The 13,655-nt window shown below is 71.5% G+C and carries 13 protein-coding genes; 4 read left to right on the top strand and 9 right to left on the bottom strand.

Translation table 11 applies throughout. From position 1 onward, the window contains the following. Nucleotides 1-167: 167 nt before the first annotated feature. The gene (locus tag HG543_RS14395) at nt 168-1,256 is read right to left on the bottom strand and encodes a DNA ligase (RefSeq protein WP_169345325.1); all 1,089 of its coding nucleotides are present in this window, start codon (nt 1,254-1,256) and stop codon (nt 168-170) included. Nucleotides 1,257-1,428: 172 nt separating this feature from the next. On the opposite strand from HG543_RS14395, the gene HG543_RS14390 reads away from it, so the two are divergent. After that, nucleotides 1,429-1,914 carry a gluconokinase gene (locus HG543_RS14390; protein WP_169345324.1) on the top strand — a complete coding sequence of 162 codons (486 nt, stop codon included), beginning with the start codon at nt 1,429-1,431 and terminating at the stop codon, nt 1,912-1,914. A gap of 5 nt (nt 1,915-1,919) precedes the next feature. On the opposite strand, the gene HG543_RS14385 is transcribed toward HG543_RS14390, so the two are convergent. The 5 genes from HG543_RS14385 to HG543_RS14365 form a co-directional block, all read right to left on the bottom strand. Next, nucleotides 1,920-3,416 carry a S28 family serine protease gene (locus HG543_RS14385; RefSeq protein ID WP_169345323.1) on the bottom strand — a complete coding sequence of 499 codons (1,497 nt, stop codon included), beginning with the start codon at nt 3,414-3,416 and terminating at the stop codon, nt 1,920-1,922. A gap of 156 nt (nt 3,417-3,572) precedes the next feature. Continuing rightward, nucleotides 3,573-4,658, bottom strand: coding sequence for an NAD(P)H-dependent flavin oxidoreductase (locus HG543_RS14380; RefSeq protein WP_169345322.1), 1,086 nt, complete (start codon nt 4,656-4,658; stop codon nt 3,573-3,575). 54 nt (nt 4,659-4,712) lie between these two features. Further along, nucleotides 4,713-5,045: a CBS domain-containing protein gene (locus HG543_RS14375; protein ID WP_169345321.1), complete on the bottom strand. Its 333-nt coding sequence runs from the start codon at nt 5,043-5,045 to the stop codon at nt 4,713-4,715. A gap of 65 nt (nt 5,046-5,110) precedes the next feature. Continuing rightward, nucleotides 5,111-6,004 (bottom strand): cyclic nucleotide-binding domain-containing protein, encoded by an 894-nt coding sequence (locus tag HG543_RS14370; protein WP_169345320.1) that lies wholly within the window; start codon nt 6,002-6,004, stop codon nt 5,111-5,113. Nucleotides 6,005-6,087: 83 nt separating this feature from the next. Beyond that, nucleotides 6,088-6,348 carry a hypothetical protein gene (locus tag HG543_RS14365; RefSeq protein ID WP_169345319.1) on the bottom strand — a complete coding sequence of 87 codons (261 nt, stop codon included), beginning with the start codon at nt 6,346-6,348 and terminating at the stop codon, nt 6,088-6,090. A gap of 149 nt (nt 6,349-6,497) precedes the next feature. Between HG543_RS14365 and HG543_RS14360 the strand changes: the two genes are divergently transcribed. Continuing rightward, nucleotides 6,498-8,195: a dihydroxyacetone kinase family protein gene (locus HG543_RS14360; RefSeq protein ID WP_169345318.1), complete on the top strand. Its 1,698-nt coding sequence runs from the start codon at nt 6,498-6,500 to the stop codon at nt 8,193-8,195. Nucleotides 8,196-8,590: 395 nt separating this feature from the next. On the opposite strand, the gene HG543_RS14355 is transcribed toward HG543_RS14360, so the two are convergent. Next, nucleotides 8,591-9,466 carry a LysR family transcriptional regulator gene (locus HG543_RS14355; protein ID WP_169345317.1) on the bottom strand — a complete coding sequence of 292 codons (876 nt, stop codon included), beginning with the start codon at nt 9,464-9,466 and terminating at the stop codon, nt 8,591-8,593. Between the two features lie 152 nt (nt 9,467-9,618). Between HG543_RS14355 and HG543_RS14350 the strand changes: the two genes are divergently transcribed. Together HG543_RS14350 and HG543_RS14345 are read left to right on the top strand one after the other, a co-directional pair. Next, complete coding sequence (locus HG543_RS14350; RefSeq protein ID WP_169345316.1) at nt 9,619-10,830, top strand: serine hydrolase domain-containing protein; 1,212 nt, start codon at nt 9,619-9,621, stop codon at nt 10,828-10,830. A 41-nt stretch (nt 10,831-10,871) separates the two neighbouring features. Then, entirely contained in the window at nt 10,872-11,501 is a 630-nt protein-coding gene (locus HG543_RS14345; protein ID WP_169345315.1) for a hypothetical protein, read from the top strand. A gap of 130 nt (nt 11,502-11,631) precedes the next feature. Here the strand turns inward: HG543_RS14345 and HG543_RS14340 are convergent, their stop codons facing one another. After that, on the bottom strand, nt 11,632-12,393 hold the full coding sequence (locus HG543_RS14340) for an SGNH/GDSL hydrolase family protein (protein WP_169345314.1): 762 nt from the start codon (nt 12,391-12,393) through the stop codon (nt 11,632-11,634). Between the two features lie 165 nt (nt 12,394-12,558). Continuing rightward, nucleotides 12,559-13,593 (bottom strand): phosphotransferase, encoded by a 1,035-nt coding sequence (locus HG543_RS14335; RefSeq protein ID WP_169345313.1) that lies wholly within the window; start codon nt 13,591-13,593, stop codon nt 12,559-12,561. Between the last annotated feature and the right edge of the window lie 62 nt (nt 13,594-13,655).

The following is a 13,655-nucleotide window of genomic DNA, read 5'->3' as shown; positions in this document are numbered from 1 at the left end:
GGACCGCGAGAAAGCGCTTCGTCCAGTGCCTCCGCCCATGCGGACGCTCGCTGAACTCGCCTGCCTTTCGCCAGCGGGCAGTCCGGGACGGCTCCGTCGACCAACGGACCGCGCTCTGCGGCGGTGGGGTGGGGCGTCAGGAGCGCCCCACCCGGCGCGGTGCGGGCTCAGGCGCGAGCGCGGGACTTCGCCTTCTCGGGGAAGGGGGCCGCGTCGATGCGCACGCCCACGTACGAGGGGAAGCGCGGCACGCCGTCGTCGGACAGCTCCTGGTAGCGGAAGGTGATGACGGTGCCGACGGCGGGCGGGGACTCGCGCTCGGCGTCGGACAGGCCGGTGCCCACGCTGAAGCGCTTGCCGTTGCGCAGCTCCACCTCCAGCGCGCCCAGGCGGCCCTTGTGCCGGCCGGCGCCGGGCACGTGGCCGACGACGCGCGCCTCGTCGTCCTTGAAGCTCTTCACCTTCAGCAGCGTGTGCGAGCGTCCCGCCTCGTAGCGCGAGCCGGGCTTGCGCAGCATGAGCCCTTCACCGCCCAGCGCCTCCACGCGCGCCAGCTCCTCGCGCAGGTGCGCGGTGCCCTTGCAGCGCTCGTGCTCGTGCCACTTCGCGTACGTGGGCTTCGCGTCCTCCATCCACTTGCGGCAGTGCTCCAGCCGGCCCTCGAAGGTCGCGTCCACGGAGGGCGCGTCGAAGGCGACGAAGAAGAGCTCCTTCCAGTCGTCGCTCCTGTCTTGACGGCGGACGATGCTCACCGTGCGCTGGAAGCGCTTGCGCCCGCCGAACAGCTCGCCGTCGAGCGGGAAGTCCGGCAGCCCCGCGGTGAACCACGCGGGCGCGAAGAACTCGTTGCCCAGGCGCGACCAGAAGCGCTTGCCGTCCCAGTACGCGCGCACGCCGTCGAGCTTCTCGCTCATCCACCAGTCGGTGAGGTCGACGTCGTTCTCCCACGGGTGCGCGAGCAGCAGCGGCGGGGCCTTGTCCTCGGCGGCCTCGGCGGTGTCCGAAGCGCTGGCCTTCTTCGCCTTGGGAGCGCTGGCGGGCGCGGCGCCGGAAGCGGGAGCGCCGATGCGGGCGTCCTCGGCGGCATCGCCGCGCACTTTGCGCAGGTGCTTGCAGGTGCGGCGCTCGATGGCGACCGACTGGTTGCGCCACGCGGGGCAGCTGCACGAGTACACGCCGCCGGTGTTCTTGAGGATGTAGGGCTTGGAGCCGGAGCCTTGAAGAGACAGCTGCTCGCCGTCCGCGATGTCCGCCATGAACTTCCCCCTCCGTGCCGCGTCACTCGCGGCGATGAAAGGAAGAGTACCGGTGGGGTCTGACATTCCCAGGACGTGACGGGGTGGGCATCTGGCATCCTAGGGTGTGGCGCGCGGGAGCGTGGCGCCGCAGGATGGCGGTGGTTCTCATCGCGTCTGGAGGGCGCACGGGATGGTCGTCATCGTCATGGGGGTTTCCGGAGCGGGGAAGACGACGGTGGGGTCCTCGCTGGCGGAGGCGCTGGGCTGGCGCTTCCTGGACGCGGACGACCTGCACCCGGTGCCCAACAAGGTGAAGATGGCGCAGGGCGTGCCGCTGACCGACGAGGACCGTTGGCCGTGGCTGTGGATGCTGTCGGGAGTGATTGGGGAGGCGCTGCGGCAGGGAGACGGCCTGGTGGTGGCGTGCTCGGCGCTGAAGGAGGCCTACCGCAAGGTGCTGGAGGTGGACGCCGCGCGCGTGCGCTTCGTGTACCTGGACGCGTCGCGAGAGCTGCTGGCGAGCCGGCTGTCGCAGCGCCACGGCCACTTCATGCCGCCGTCGCTGCTGGACAGCCAGCTCGCCACGCTGGAGGTGCCTGACAGCGCCCTCCGCGTGGATGTCACGCCACCGGTGAAGGAGGTGGTGGCGCGCATCCGGGAGGGGCTGGGGCTCTAGCGTCCCTACTCCCGCGGAGGCGGACGGCGGAGGTCGACGACGCCGGTGTCCACGGGCTCCTCACCCGCGGCCAGCTGGGCCGCCTTCAGCACGGCGCGCCCCTTCTCCGCGGGCTGCTGCAGGCCCACCCACGTGGTGAGCCGCTCCACGGCGAAGGCGCGCACGCTCTCCGGCAGCCGCGAGATGGACGCCCCGTGGTTCCCGCCCTGCACGTAGAAGCGGTACGCGTCATTGCGCTCGCGCACGTCGAAGGCGTTGGTGGACCACGGGTCCAGCTGGCCGTAGACGAACAGCATCCGCTCGCCGCGCGCCTTCACCCACGCCTCGATGAGGGGAATGGACCAGAAGTCGAACCCGTAGGGCTCGATGGGGAAGGGCACCATGGCGGCGGGCGCGTACTGCCGCGGGTAGCGCACGAGCCCGCGCAGGTGGCGCTCGTCGGAGCGGTAGCTGCCCAGCTGCGTGCCCGCCTGGAAGTAGTAGGGCGCGTAGTACTGGATGGACGGGTCGCTGAAGCCGAAGTAGCCGACGACGTCCGACAGCGTGGCCAGCACCTCTTCCGCCGGCGCGCCGGGCGCGGGGATGGAGGGGCACGTCGCGGGGTTGCTGTACTGCCAGAAGACGAAGGGCAGCTCGAGGACCATGAACTCGAACGCCTTGTCCGCGCCGAGGAAGTCGAGCGGCGCGCCCTGGGCCTCCGCATCCGCGGACACCTGGGGTACCAGCTCGTCGCGGCGCGACAGCGCATCACGCTGGAAGTCGCGGATGCGCTCGCGGCACGCGGCGTCGCCCACGGTGGCGAGGAAGTGCACGTAGCGCGGGTCCATCGGGCCGTGGCTGTTGGGCGCCACGTAGGCCACGGTGGCGTCCACGTCATTCGGGTAGAGGGCGCGGTGGTAGACGGACGTCATGCCGCCCTTGCTGGCGCCGGTGCTCACCCACTTCGCGCCATACAGCGGCTTGAAGGCGCTGACGATGCGGTGATGGTCCGCCGCGGCCTGCCACAGGTCGAGGTGCTCCCAGTTGGCGGCCTCGGGGATGGAGGGGCCGAAGAAGCGGTGCTCGACGAGCAGCTGGTTGCTCTGGAGAATCGCGGTGGGCTCCATCTGCCCGGCGCTGGTGCCGATGCCGTAGCCCGTGGAGGCCAGCACCATGGGCGCCGTCGTGGAGCGGTGCAGCAGCGTCACGCGCTGCTGGAAGCGCTGGCCCTGAGGGTTCCGGTGGTCCGCCGGCTGGTCGAACGTCAGGACGAAGAAGCGCGTGCCGGGGAAGCGCGACGGCGCCTCGCGCACCACCGTCAGCCCGGGGATGGACTGCAGCGCCACCAGGATGTCCGGCTCCGCGTCCTGGGCGGCCGCCGGCTGCGCCAGGGCCTCCACCGTGGTGGCCTCGGCCGGTGGCGCCTCGCCCTGCTCCGGTGGCAGCCCCTCGCCACACGCCTGGAGTCCCACTGCAATCGCGCACGTCAACGCGGTGAACGGACGTCGAAAGAGCTTCCTCATGTCTGGAGATCCCTGTCCGAATTACCGGAAAATTCCGGATACGTGCTGAACGTGGACCCCGGGGCTTTATTGCACCCGCAACAGGGTTACTTGCCGGCTGAAGTCATTTCTTCAGCCAGGTGAGACGAACCCTTGCCTCGTGACACGGGACCTGTTTCAGGACTCCAGCTCGCGAATCAGCGACTCCATCAAGGCCGGTGTCGTCCGGTGACGGAGATTGGGGGCAATCTGCCCACTCCACAGCGAGACGAGGTCCGTGCGTCCCGCCTGGATGGCGGCGGGCTTCAGCTGGGAGGCGAACCAGCTCTGGATGGGGAAGGGCGGCAGCTGTGCGACACGCCCCACCTCGTCGCTCCAGCGGTTGCGCAGGCCACGCGCCAGGCGGCCGGTGAAGGCGCGCGTCAGCGCGGTGTGCTCGGACTGGTCGCTGAAAAGGGCCGCGCGGTGGGCGGGGCTCGCACCGGACTCCTCGCAGGCGAGGAACGCGGTGCCGAGCTGCGCGGCCTGCGCGCCCAGCGTCAGCACCGCCTTGATGCCGCGCCCGTCGCCAATGCCTCCCGCGGAGATGACCGGTGCCTTCACGCGGTCCGCGACGAGCGGCGTGAGCGCGAGCGTCCCCATCAGCGAGTCTTCCGCCCGCGCGAGGAACGACGGCCGGTGTCCGCCCGCCTCGAAGCCGGTGGCCACGATGAGGTCCACGCCCGCGTCGTCCAGCGCTCGCGCCTCCGCGATGGAGGTGGCGGCGCCCGCGGTGACGATGCCCCGCTTGCGGCACTCGGCAAGGATGGTGGCCGAGGGCACGCCGAAGACGAAGCTGAACACCGGAGGCCGCGCCTCCAGCAGCGCGTCCACCTGCTCCTCGAACCGGTACGTGTAGCGCTGGGGGCGCTCGGGCTTCGGCACCCCCAGCTCGCGGTAGTACGGCTCGAAGAGGGCCCAGACCCGCTCAAACTCCTCCGGGCTCAGCTCCAGCCCGCCGGGGTCATGGTCCGACACCCACAGGTTCATCGCGAACGGGTTCGGCGTCAGCGACCGGATGTCCTTCGTCACCTGGAAGATTTCGTCCGGTGACAGGATGTGCGCGCCGAAGGAGCCGAGCCCGCCCAGGTTGGAGACCGTGGCCGCCAGCTTCGCGGTGGACAGTCCACCACCGAACGGCCCCTGCACGATGGGATACCGCACGCCCAGCCTGCGCACGGCCTCCGTCCCGCTGCTCCACCTGCCGCCCCGTGATTCGCTCATGGGGCAACGATAAGCGCCGCGGATCTTCCTCGCGGCGCTCATTTCAGAGGGGAGCTACTGCTTCCACTTCTTGCTGGTGCGATACACGTCCACCAGCGGGGAGACCAGCGTCACCCGGGGCCGCCAGGTGGTGCCGTCCTCGTCCTCCTGCAACGATTTCAGGGAAAGAATTTCCGACATACAGGCCAGGGGAGAGTGCTCCCACACCTTCCGCAGGTCCTCGGCCGTCACGTCGCCGATGAGCTCCCCGCGCGACTCGTCCACCACCGGCAGTCGGTCCAGGCCGTAGCGCTTCATCAGCGCCATCGCCCGCACCACCGTGTCATTCGGAAACAACGTCACCGCCTTCGCCACCAACGCCCTGCGCGCCTCGAACTGCTCCGCCATCGCCCACCTCACGCCCAGACTGCCCGGCCGGGCACATAGCAAAGCGCTCGCCAACGTTCCGGGCCTCAGGCGTCCTTGTCGTCCGAGGGGCGGGTCGGTTCCGCCATCACCCGCACCGTCTGCTTCAGCCGCTCCAGGCCGAGCCGCACCAGGGCGCCGCGCAGGTTGGGCTGGATGAGGAAGGACTTCTCGAACACCTCGCGGTCCAGCTTCATCAGCGTGCAGGGGGTGAGCGTCCGCACGGTGGCGGTGGCCAGCCGGCTGCGCAGCAGGGAGATTTCGCCGAACAGGGCGCCCTCCTTCAGCGTCGCGAGCGGCGAGTGCCGGCCGTCCTCGTGAGTGTGGAACACCTCACACTCGCCCCGCAGGAGCAGGTAGAGGGCGTCGCCCGGCTTGCCGCGGGTGAGGAGCGTCTCACCGGCGGGAACGGTGACGGGGACGAAGGCGGCGCCGAGCTGCGCCTGGAGCTCCGGCGACAGCGTGGCGAGCAGCGGGTTGCTGCGGATGGCATCCGCCATGAGCCGCTCGCGGGCGGCCTGCTCCAGCTTGGGGGACTCCACGCCGTAGTCCGTCCAGGCCTCGCGGCTGGCGGTGGGAGACAGCTCCAGGACGACGGCGTCCTCCACGGCCACCACGGTGGCCGTGCGCGCGGCGCCGGTGAGCAGCGCCAGCTCGCCGAAGAACTCGCCGGCTCCGAGCTGTCCCACCACCACGGGCTCGGCTCCCGGGGCCTGCTGGCGGGCCACGGCCACGCGGCCCTCCAGGACGACGAACATGGAGCGGCCGGGGTCTCCCTCCTTCACCACGACCTCGCCGGCCTGGAGGAAGCGGGTGACGACGGGCGGCTGCTCCGGCGCCTGGGCTCCGGCGGCGGGCGCGGATGGCGAGGCCGCCGCGTCTCCGGCGGCGGGCGACGAAGAAGAGGCGAACAGGGACCGGAGACGCTCCAGCAGGGACATGATGACTTCCGGGAGAAGAGGCGAGGCGGCCCCATCCTACAAGCGCCACGAGGGCGGCGAAGTGGGGCGCGAGGGCCTGGGTGTTACGTCGTGGAAGGAGGGGTGGACGGGGTGCCGCGGTCGGCTTCCTTCGAGCCGACGACGGTGAGGTTCATGCCGATCTGCACGGACACCGGCTTGCCGTCGACGGTGACGGTGATCTTGCTGTTGAGGTACCAGCCGAACGAGCCGGTGGAGAACGACTTCACCTCGGCGAGCTGCTCCTGGCCGTTGATGACGACCTTCAGGGGCTCGGCCTTCTCGAGGAACTGCGACAGGGACACGGGGCAGGGTGACTTGGCCATGGCCGCGCACCCTACCACCGCGCGTCACGGATGGGATTGTGACGCTGGCGCGCGTGTGGCGGACAAGGCACACGCGTCGTGCTTGACGTGCCCACGCGGCCCGTCCACCTTGGGCGTCTGCTCTCGACCTGCGTGAGGAGAACGCCACCGTGAAGAAGCTCGTCAACTCGCCCCGCGCCGTGGTGCGCGAGATGCTCGAAGGATTCGTCGCGCTCGCTCCGGGGCAGGCGCTGCTGGAGGAGGAGACGGTGGTGGTGCGCGCGGACACTCCGGCGGACGCCGGGCAGCGCAAGGTGGCCGTCATCTCCGGAGGCGGCAGCGGGCATGAGCCGGCGCACGCGGGCTACGTGGGCGCGGGAATGCTGGACGCGGCGGTGGCGGGGGACGTGTTCACCTCGCCGAGCACCGACGCGGTGCTGGCCGCCATCCGCGCGGTGGCGGGGCCGGCGGGCGCGCTCCTGGTGGTGAAGAACTACACGGGGGACCGGCTGAACTTCGGGCTCGCCGCGGAGCTGGCGCGCGCGGAGGGCATTCCGGTGGAGACGGTGGTGGTGGCGGACGACGTGGCCCTGCACGACACGGTGGAGCCCGCGCGGCGGCGGGGCATCGCGGGCACGGTGCTGGTGCACAAGGTGGCGGGGGCACTGGCCGCGTCGGGCGCGCCGCTGGCGGAGGTGGCGCGGCAGGCGGCCGCGGCGGCGGCGGCGCTGGGCACCATGGGTGTGGCGCTGGGGCCGTGCACGGTGCCGGCGGCGGGGCGGCCGGGCTTCACGCTGGGCGAGGACGAGCTGGAGCTGGGCCTGGGCATCCACGGCGAGCAGGGCGTGCGGCGCGTGCCGATGCAGCCGGCGGACGCGCTGGTGGACACGCTGCTGACCACGATTGTGGAGGACCGGCGCATCAACTCGGGAGACCGGGTGGTGCTGCTGGTGAACGGGCTCGGGGGCACGCCGCCCATGGAGCTGGCCATCGTCACGCGGCGGGCGCTGGCGGTGCTGCGCGGGGCGGGCGTGCGCGTGGAGCGGGCGTGGAGCGGGACGTTCCTGTCCGCGCTGGAGATGCCGGGTTGCTCGCTGTCGCTACTGAAGGTGGATGACGCGCGGCTGGCGTGGCTCGACGCGGCGACCACCGCGCCGGCGTGGCCGGGCGCGGGCCGGGTGGCCGAGCAGCGGGCTCCGCGCACCGTGTCGGTCGCGCAGGCGAAGCCGGTGGAGGCGGGTGAGGCGCGGCCGGGGATGGACCACTTCAAGAAGGCGGTTCTGGCGGTGGCCACCGCGCTGGATGTGGCGGAGTCGCGGCTGACGGCGCTGGACAGCGCGGCGGGGGACGGAGACCTGGGCATCAGCCTCGTGCGTGGCGCCGAGGCGATTCGCGCGCTGCCGGAGTCCTCGTGGACGAGCCCGTCGCGCGCGCTGACGGCGATGGGCGGGGCGCTGCGCCGGGCGATTGGTGGCAGCTCGGGGCCGTTCTACGCCACGGCGCTGCTGCGCGCGGCGCGCCGGCTGTCGGAGGGGAAGACGGATGCCGCCGCGTGGGCGGAGGCGTTCAGCCTCGCGGTGGACGCGGTGTCCGAGCTGGGCGGCGCGCGTCCTGGCGACCGGACGATGCTGGACGCGCTGAAGCCGGCGGCGGATGCGTTCGCCGGGGCCGTGAAGGCGGGACAGTCTCCGGCTGACGCCTGGGCCGCGTGTGTCCGCGAGGCGGAGCAGGGCGCGGATGCGACCTCGCGCATGCAGCCGCGCCTGGGCCGTGCGAGCTACCTGGGAGAGCGCGCGCTCGGAGTACCGGATGCCGGCGCCGCGGCGGTGGTCGTCTGGCTGAAGGCGCTCACGCCGTACATCCAGTAACGCGGCTCCCCCAGGACGCGGAGGAGTCCTGCCGCGCGGAGCCACCTCGATTCGCATGAACAGGAAGGGGGGCGTAGGCCAGCCCTCGGTGCGCCCCCGCTTGGAATGGAACGTCCATTCCGTGTGAGCCGGTCGCCTCAGCGAGCTGCCACCCTCCGGAACGGAATGGCCATTCCGCGTGGGGGCTGCCCGGCCTCGGCTCGGTGCGCTCCACCTGGAATGGAACCTCCATTCCGTGTAGCCGGTCGCCTCAGCGAGCTGCCACCCTCCGGAACGGAATGGCCATTCCGCGTGGAGGCTGCCCGGCCTCGGCTCGGTGCGCTCCACCTGGAATGGAACCTCCATTCCGTGTGGGCCCGTCAGGTCCTCGCCGGTCGGCCCCGCCGCGTCATGGCTCAGTCCGGCTTCAGCTCCACGGCGCGCAGTTTGAGTTCGCTCACGGCGAAATCGATGAAAGCGCGCACGCGTGGCGTCTCCCGCATGTCCGCGTGCACGCCGAGCTTGATGGGCAGCACCAGCCCGGCCTTCAGCGTGTCGATGCGCCGGAGCGTCGGCCGGCGGTCACCGAGGACGCGAGGCAGGGCGGCCATCACCTCGCCGGATTCGGCGGCCGCGAGCTGTGACCAGATGCTGTTGGTGTGCAGGACCCCTCTTGCCTCGGGCGCGAGGCCACGCAGCCACCGGACCAACGGTGACCGGGGGGACCGCTCCTGCAACGCGACGATGGGCTGACCGGCACAGCCCGAGGCGAAGTCCGGAGGACCGAACCGCTCCAGGTACGCGGGCGAGGCATAGAGGCCATAGGACACCTCGGCCACCTTGCGCTCGATGAGGCCCTCTTCGTCGAACGATCCGGGGCGGAAGGCGAGGTCGGCCTCGCGGCGTGACAGGTTGAAGCGGCGGTCGTCGTTGATGAGCGTCAGCGTGACCAACGGGTGCCGCGCGCCAAACCTCGTCAGGATGGGCGCCAGCACGAAGTCCCCGAACCAGTCGAGGCTCGTCACCGTGATGCTCCCCTGGAGGCCGGTGTCGCGCGCCGCGATGCGACGCTCCACCGTGAGGGCGCCTTCGTCCATGCGCTCCAGCCCTTCTAGCAGGCCGGCGCAGAGCGGCGTCGGCGTGAGCCCACGGGCGTCGCGCTCGAACAGCTTCACGCCGATTCGGCGCTCGAAGGCCTCCAGCCGCCGGCCCACCGTGGGCTGCGTCGTCCCGAGTGCCCGAGCCGCCGCGCTCAGCGAGCCCTGCCGCGCCACGGCGAGCGCGATTCTCAAGTCGTCCCAATCCACTGTTGCTCGACCTCGTCGTTGAACCGCCGGGCGGCCCATACGGTTTCGCATGGGGGCTCCACGAAATCATGGGGTGCCGGGCAAGGGCTGGCCCGTTACATCCGGCGCGGTCGCGATACACCACAGGAGCACCGCCAATGCACTCAGTCCTCGCCACCCTGCTGGTGGCCGCCAGTCTGGGACTCGCCCCCGCCAGTCCCGAAGCCACCCCGACGCAGTCCCTCCCGGCACGCCTGGATTCGGTCATCGACCGCGCGCTCGCGGAGAAGCGCATCGTCGGCACCGTCGTCCTCGTCGCCCGGGATGGAAAGGTCATCTACCGGCGCGCCGCCGGCTTCGCGGACCGCGAGGCGAAGCGGCCCATGCGAGAGGACACGCTGTTCCGCCTGGCCTCCCTGTCCAAGACGCCCGTCTCCGCCGCCGCGCTGGCGCTCATCGAGCAGAAGAAGCTCGGCCTGGAAGACCCCGTCACGAAGTGGATTCCGACCTTCCGGCCCAAGCTGCCGGATGGCAGCGAGCCCGTCATCACCGTACGCCAGCTCCTGACGCACACCGCGGGCCTGACCTACGACTTCCTGGAGCCGAAGGACGGCCCGTATCACCGAGCCCGGGTCTCCACTGGCCTGGACCAGCCGGGCCTGTCGATGCAGGAGAACCTCCGCCGCCTCGGCTCGGTGCCGCTGACGTACGCACCGGGGAGGCGCTGGGGGTATTCGATGGCCACCGATGTGCTTGGCGAGGTCGTCGCCCGCGCGGGTGGGGCGCCGCTCCCGAAGGTGGTCGAGCGGCTCGTCACCCGGCCGTTGGGGCTGTCGGAGACGGGCTTCACGGTGAAGGACGCCGCCCGGCTCGCGACGCCCTACGCGGATGGCAAGCCGGAGCCGGTGCGCATGGGTGAGAGCCACTTCATCCCCAACGAGCCCGGGGGTACGACCTTCGCGCCCGGCCGCGTCTTCGACACGCGCTCCTTCCCGTCGGGCGGAGCGGGCATGGTGGGCACGGCGGGTGACTTCCTGAAGTTCCTGGAGGCACTCCGGACCGGCGGCGCGCCGGTGCTGTCGACGTCCATGGTGGAGCAGATGATGCGTGACCAGGTCGGCCCGCAGGCGGAGAGCATGGGCCCGGGCTGGGGCTTCGGCTTCGGCGCGGGTGTGCTCGTGGACCCGGCGAAGGCGAAGAGCCCGCAGTCGCCCGGGACGTTCGAGTGGATGGGCGCCTACGGCCATCACTGGTTCGTGGACCCGAAGCAGCGGCTCACGGTGGTGGCGCTCACCAACACCACGTTCGAGGGCATGTGGGGCGCCTTCCCCTACGCGATTCGCGACGCGGTCTACGCCGCGGACCGGTGAGGGTACAGTGGGCGGGTCATCCCGGGAGAGGACTCGCATTCATGAAGGACGGCCGGAAGTGGGGGGCGGTGATGCTGGGCGTGGCGCTGGCGGGAGGCGGATTCGCGGCGGAGGCTTCCGAGCCCGCGCCTCCCGACTGTGACTTCCGGTTGGAGTGCCAGCTCGGGACGCACGCGTTCTCGGTGAGCTTCGACTCCGCCTCGGGCGAGTGCCCCGAGGACGACATGCGCGTCTTCGTGGAGACGCCGACTGGGGCGAAGAGCGAGCTGCCGATGGAGCCGGACTGGTACGGCTCCATCTCGAACCTGGCGAATGGGGAGTCCATCTGCCGGGTCGCCGGCACGACGACTCCGAACAGTGGAGTCTCCGCCTTCGCGGTGGACGCGCGGCGGGCGCTGGTGTTCTTCATGAAGGACGACCGGCCCGGCTACGAGCACGTGGGCGTGGCGCTCATCGACGCGGCGACGGGGAAGGTGCTCGACGTGAAGCAGAGCCTCGGGCAGACGAAGGACAACCCCGTGGCCGTCCTGAAGACGCCGCGCGGGTACAAGCTTCGCGTGGTTCGCGAGTACCTGCGCGAGGTCCGGTGCGATTGCTCCGCCGCCTTCGCCGATGACTGGATGGCCGTCGAGGTCGTCGACGGCAAGATTCGCGCGCGGTGGATGAAGTAGGGCGGTGGCCGGAGCGGAACGCCCGGCGCGCCGTACCGCCTTCAGCGTCGGGGTCTGGTGCTGGCCGAGCGGGGAGGCCACGAGGGCGGCGCGCCGATGAGCCGCGCTGCTGCCCTCGGCGTCTCGGACATCAGTTCAGGGGCCGGGAGTCCGCGGGCGGCAGCCACCCGGCGCGGCGCATCGCCTCGAGCGTGACGTCGGCCAGCTTCTGGTAGCCCGCCGGGCTCGGGTGGAAGCCGTCGGAGGAAATCCACTCGGCGTGCTCGGCCAGCTCGCGGGAGGCGGGCAGCAGGTCCACCACGAGGACGCGCGGACCGAAGGCGCGGGCCGTGGTGGCGATGGCGTCGTTCCACGCACGGACCTGCTCGCGCAGCCTCGCGCGCATCTCGGCCGTGGCATGGGAGCCAGCGAGCGTGGCGAGGTCCGGAACGTTGAGCAGCGCCACCCGTGCATCCGTCTCGCGCAGCAGCCGCTCCAGCGTGGCGTGGAGCGACTGCTGGTAGGTCGCCAGCGGCACGGGGCGGAGGGCGTCGTTCACCGACAGCCACATCGTCACCAGCGTGGGCTTGAAGGCGATGGCGCGGGGCAGTTCGACGCCCGTCGCATCTCCCAGGGTGATGCCACTGCGGGCGAAGCGGTCATACACGGTGTCACCGGGCAGCGCCGCGTTGATGCGCGCGGTCCAGTTCTCACGCGAGGGCGTACGGCTGCCCACGCCCACCGTGTCGGAGGCACCGAGGGCGGCGTAGCGGATGGGAGTGCTCAGGACGTCGGCGGAGCGCGGCGCCTCGATGGTCGTGGGCGCCTGGAAGACGGCCTGATTGCGAGCAGCAAGGGCAGCCGTGCCCAGCCCGAGCGCCATGACCAGGGTCAACAGGATGAAGAGCGGCATGTACTTGGGACAGAGCAACCCGTGGGTTGCGGCAGGTGAATCAGCGTCTTCTGGGATACGCGCCGCGCGACCGCGTTTCATGGGCGGGCCGTGGAACGAACGTTCCTTCCACGGAGGCCCGGCCGGGGGCCTGGCCCCCTGCCTGGAGCAGGCGACGGGCGCGGTCTACCGGAACGCGGGCCACATGAACGAGGGGGCCTCCGCCCATCGCTCCGAGAGCCGCTCCTCCAGTGACGCAAGCGTGCGCGCCAGCGAGGGCACGGGGTTGAACAACTCCAGCACGGCCCGGCAGCGCGCCAGGTGGCGCAGCAGCGCGGCGCGCTCGGAGAAGCCCGGGGCCCACTCCCTGTCCCGCTCCAAGGTCTTCGGGGGAATCCACTGGAACAGGTTCACCGTGCGCGCGGCGACCACGGTGGCGCGGGCGCGGGCCCATGCCGACTCCACCTGCGCCGCGGCGCAGCCCTCGGCGAGCGCGAGGCGGTACGTCACCTCCGCGCGGGAGATGAGCTCGTCGGGCAGGGGCACCACCAGCAGCCACATCAGCGCGTCGTACAGCGCGTGCCGCATCCCGCAGTACTCGAAGTCGAGCAGCCGCGGCCCGCCAAAGGTGAACAGCGTGTTCGCCGGCGCCATGTCCCCATGGGTGAAGGCGAGGAACGGGCCCGGGTCGGCCAGCTCGCGCGCGAGCACCTCCAGGTCCTCGTGTGTGCCCGGAGCCTCCGTCGCGCCGGCCGCGCGCACCCAGCGGCTCAGCCGGTCCTCGTGGTCCAGCAGGTAGCGCGCGTTGTCGATGCGCACGCGGCTGGGGCGCGGGCTCAGCCCATGCCGGAGGAAGTCGAAGTCCGCCTGCACGCCCAGGGTGCGCGCATGCATCAGTCCGGTGAGGCGCGCCACCGCGAGCAGTGCGCTGGTGGCGGCGCGCACGTCCGTGTCGTTGAAGAGCTCCCCCAGGCTGGGGCCGGTACCCAGGTCTTCCAGGACGAGCAGGCGGGATTCCACATCCCCGGCGATGAGCCCCGGCGCCACGGCGAGGCTGACGCGGCCGAGCAGCTCCAGCCCGGCCCACTCGTCCAGCCCGAGCACCGGGTCGTCCCGGAAGTGCTTCAGCACGACCGAGGGCACATCCCCGCCGCGCACCCGGGCGCGCAGGACATCGCAGCGGGAAGAGGAGCGAAGGACCTGGGGCTCGGACAGCAGCACGGGCCGTCCCCACGCGGAGGAGAGGGCTCGCGCGCCGTCCGCGAGGAGCAGCGCCAGGTCCG

The sequence above is a fragment of the Pyxidicoccus fallax genome, assembly GCF_012933655.1.
Classification (GTDB): Bacteria; Myxococcota; Myxococcia; order Myxococcales; family Myxococcaceae; genus Myxococcus; species Myxococcus fallax.
Note: the sequence above shows the minus strand (reverse complement) of the source record. Positions and strands in the feature narration are given on the sequence as shown.

Excerpts from the sequence above, each read along its gene's own strand:
- HG543_RS14375 (WP_169345321.1), bottom strand. The coding sequence starts at position 5,045 with ATGGCGGAGCAGTTCGAGGCGCGCAGGGCGTTGGTGGCGAAGGCGGTG.
- HG543_RS14395 (WP_169345325.1), bottom strand. The coding sequence starts at position 1,256 with ATGGCGGACATCGCGGACGGCGAGCAGCTGTCTCTTCAAGGCTCCGGC.
- HG543_RS14350 (WP_169345316.1), top strand. The coding sequence starts at position 9,619 with ATGCACTCAGTCCTCGCCACCCTGCTGGTGGCCGCCAGTCTGGGACTC.
- HG543_RS14345 (WP_169345315.1), top strand. The coding sequence starts at position 10,872 with ATGAAGGACGGCCGGAAGTGGGGGGCGGTGATGCTGGGCGTGGCGCTG.
- HG543_RS14385 (WP_169345323.1), bottom strand. The coding sequence starts at position 3,416 with ATGAGGAAGCTCTTTCGACGTCCGTTCACCGCGTTGACGTGCGCGATT.
- HG543_RS14380 (WP_169345322.1), bottom strand. The coding sequence starts at position 4,658 with ATGAGCGAATCACGGGGCGGCAGGTGGAGCAGCGGGACGGAGGCCGTG.
- HG543_RS14370 (WP_169345320.1), bottom strand. The coding sequence starts at position 6,004 with ATGTCCCTGCTGGAGCGTCTCCGGTCCCTGTTCGCCTCTTCTTCGTCG.
- HG543_RS14365 (WP_169345319.1), bottom strand. The coding sequence starts at position 6,348 with ATGGCCAAGTCACCCTGCCCCGTGTCCCTGTCGCAGTTCCTCGAGAAG.
- HG543_RS14390 (WP_169345324.1), top strand. The coding sequence starts at position 1,429 with ATGGTCGTCATCGTCATGGGGGTTTCCGGAGCGGGGAAGACGACGGTG.
- HG543_RS14340 (WP_169345314.1), bottom strand. The coding sequence starts at position 12,393 with ATGCCGCTCTTCATCCTGTTGACCCTGGTCATGGCGCTCGGGCTGGGC.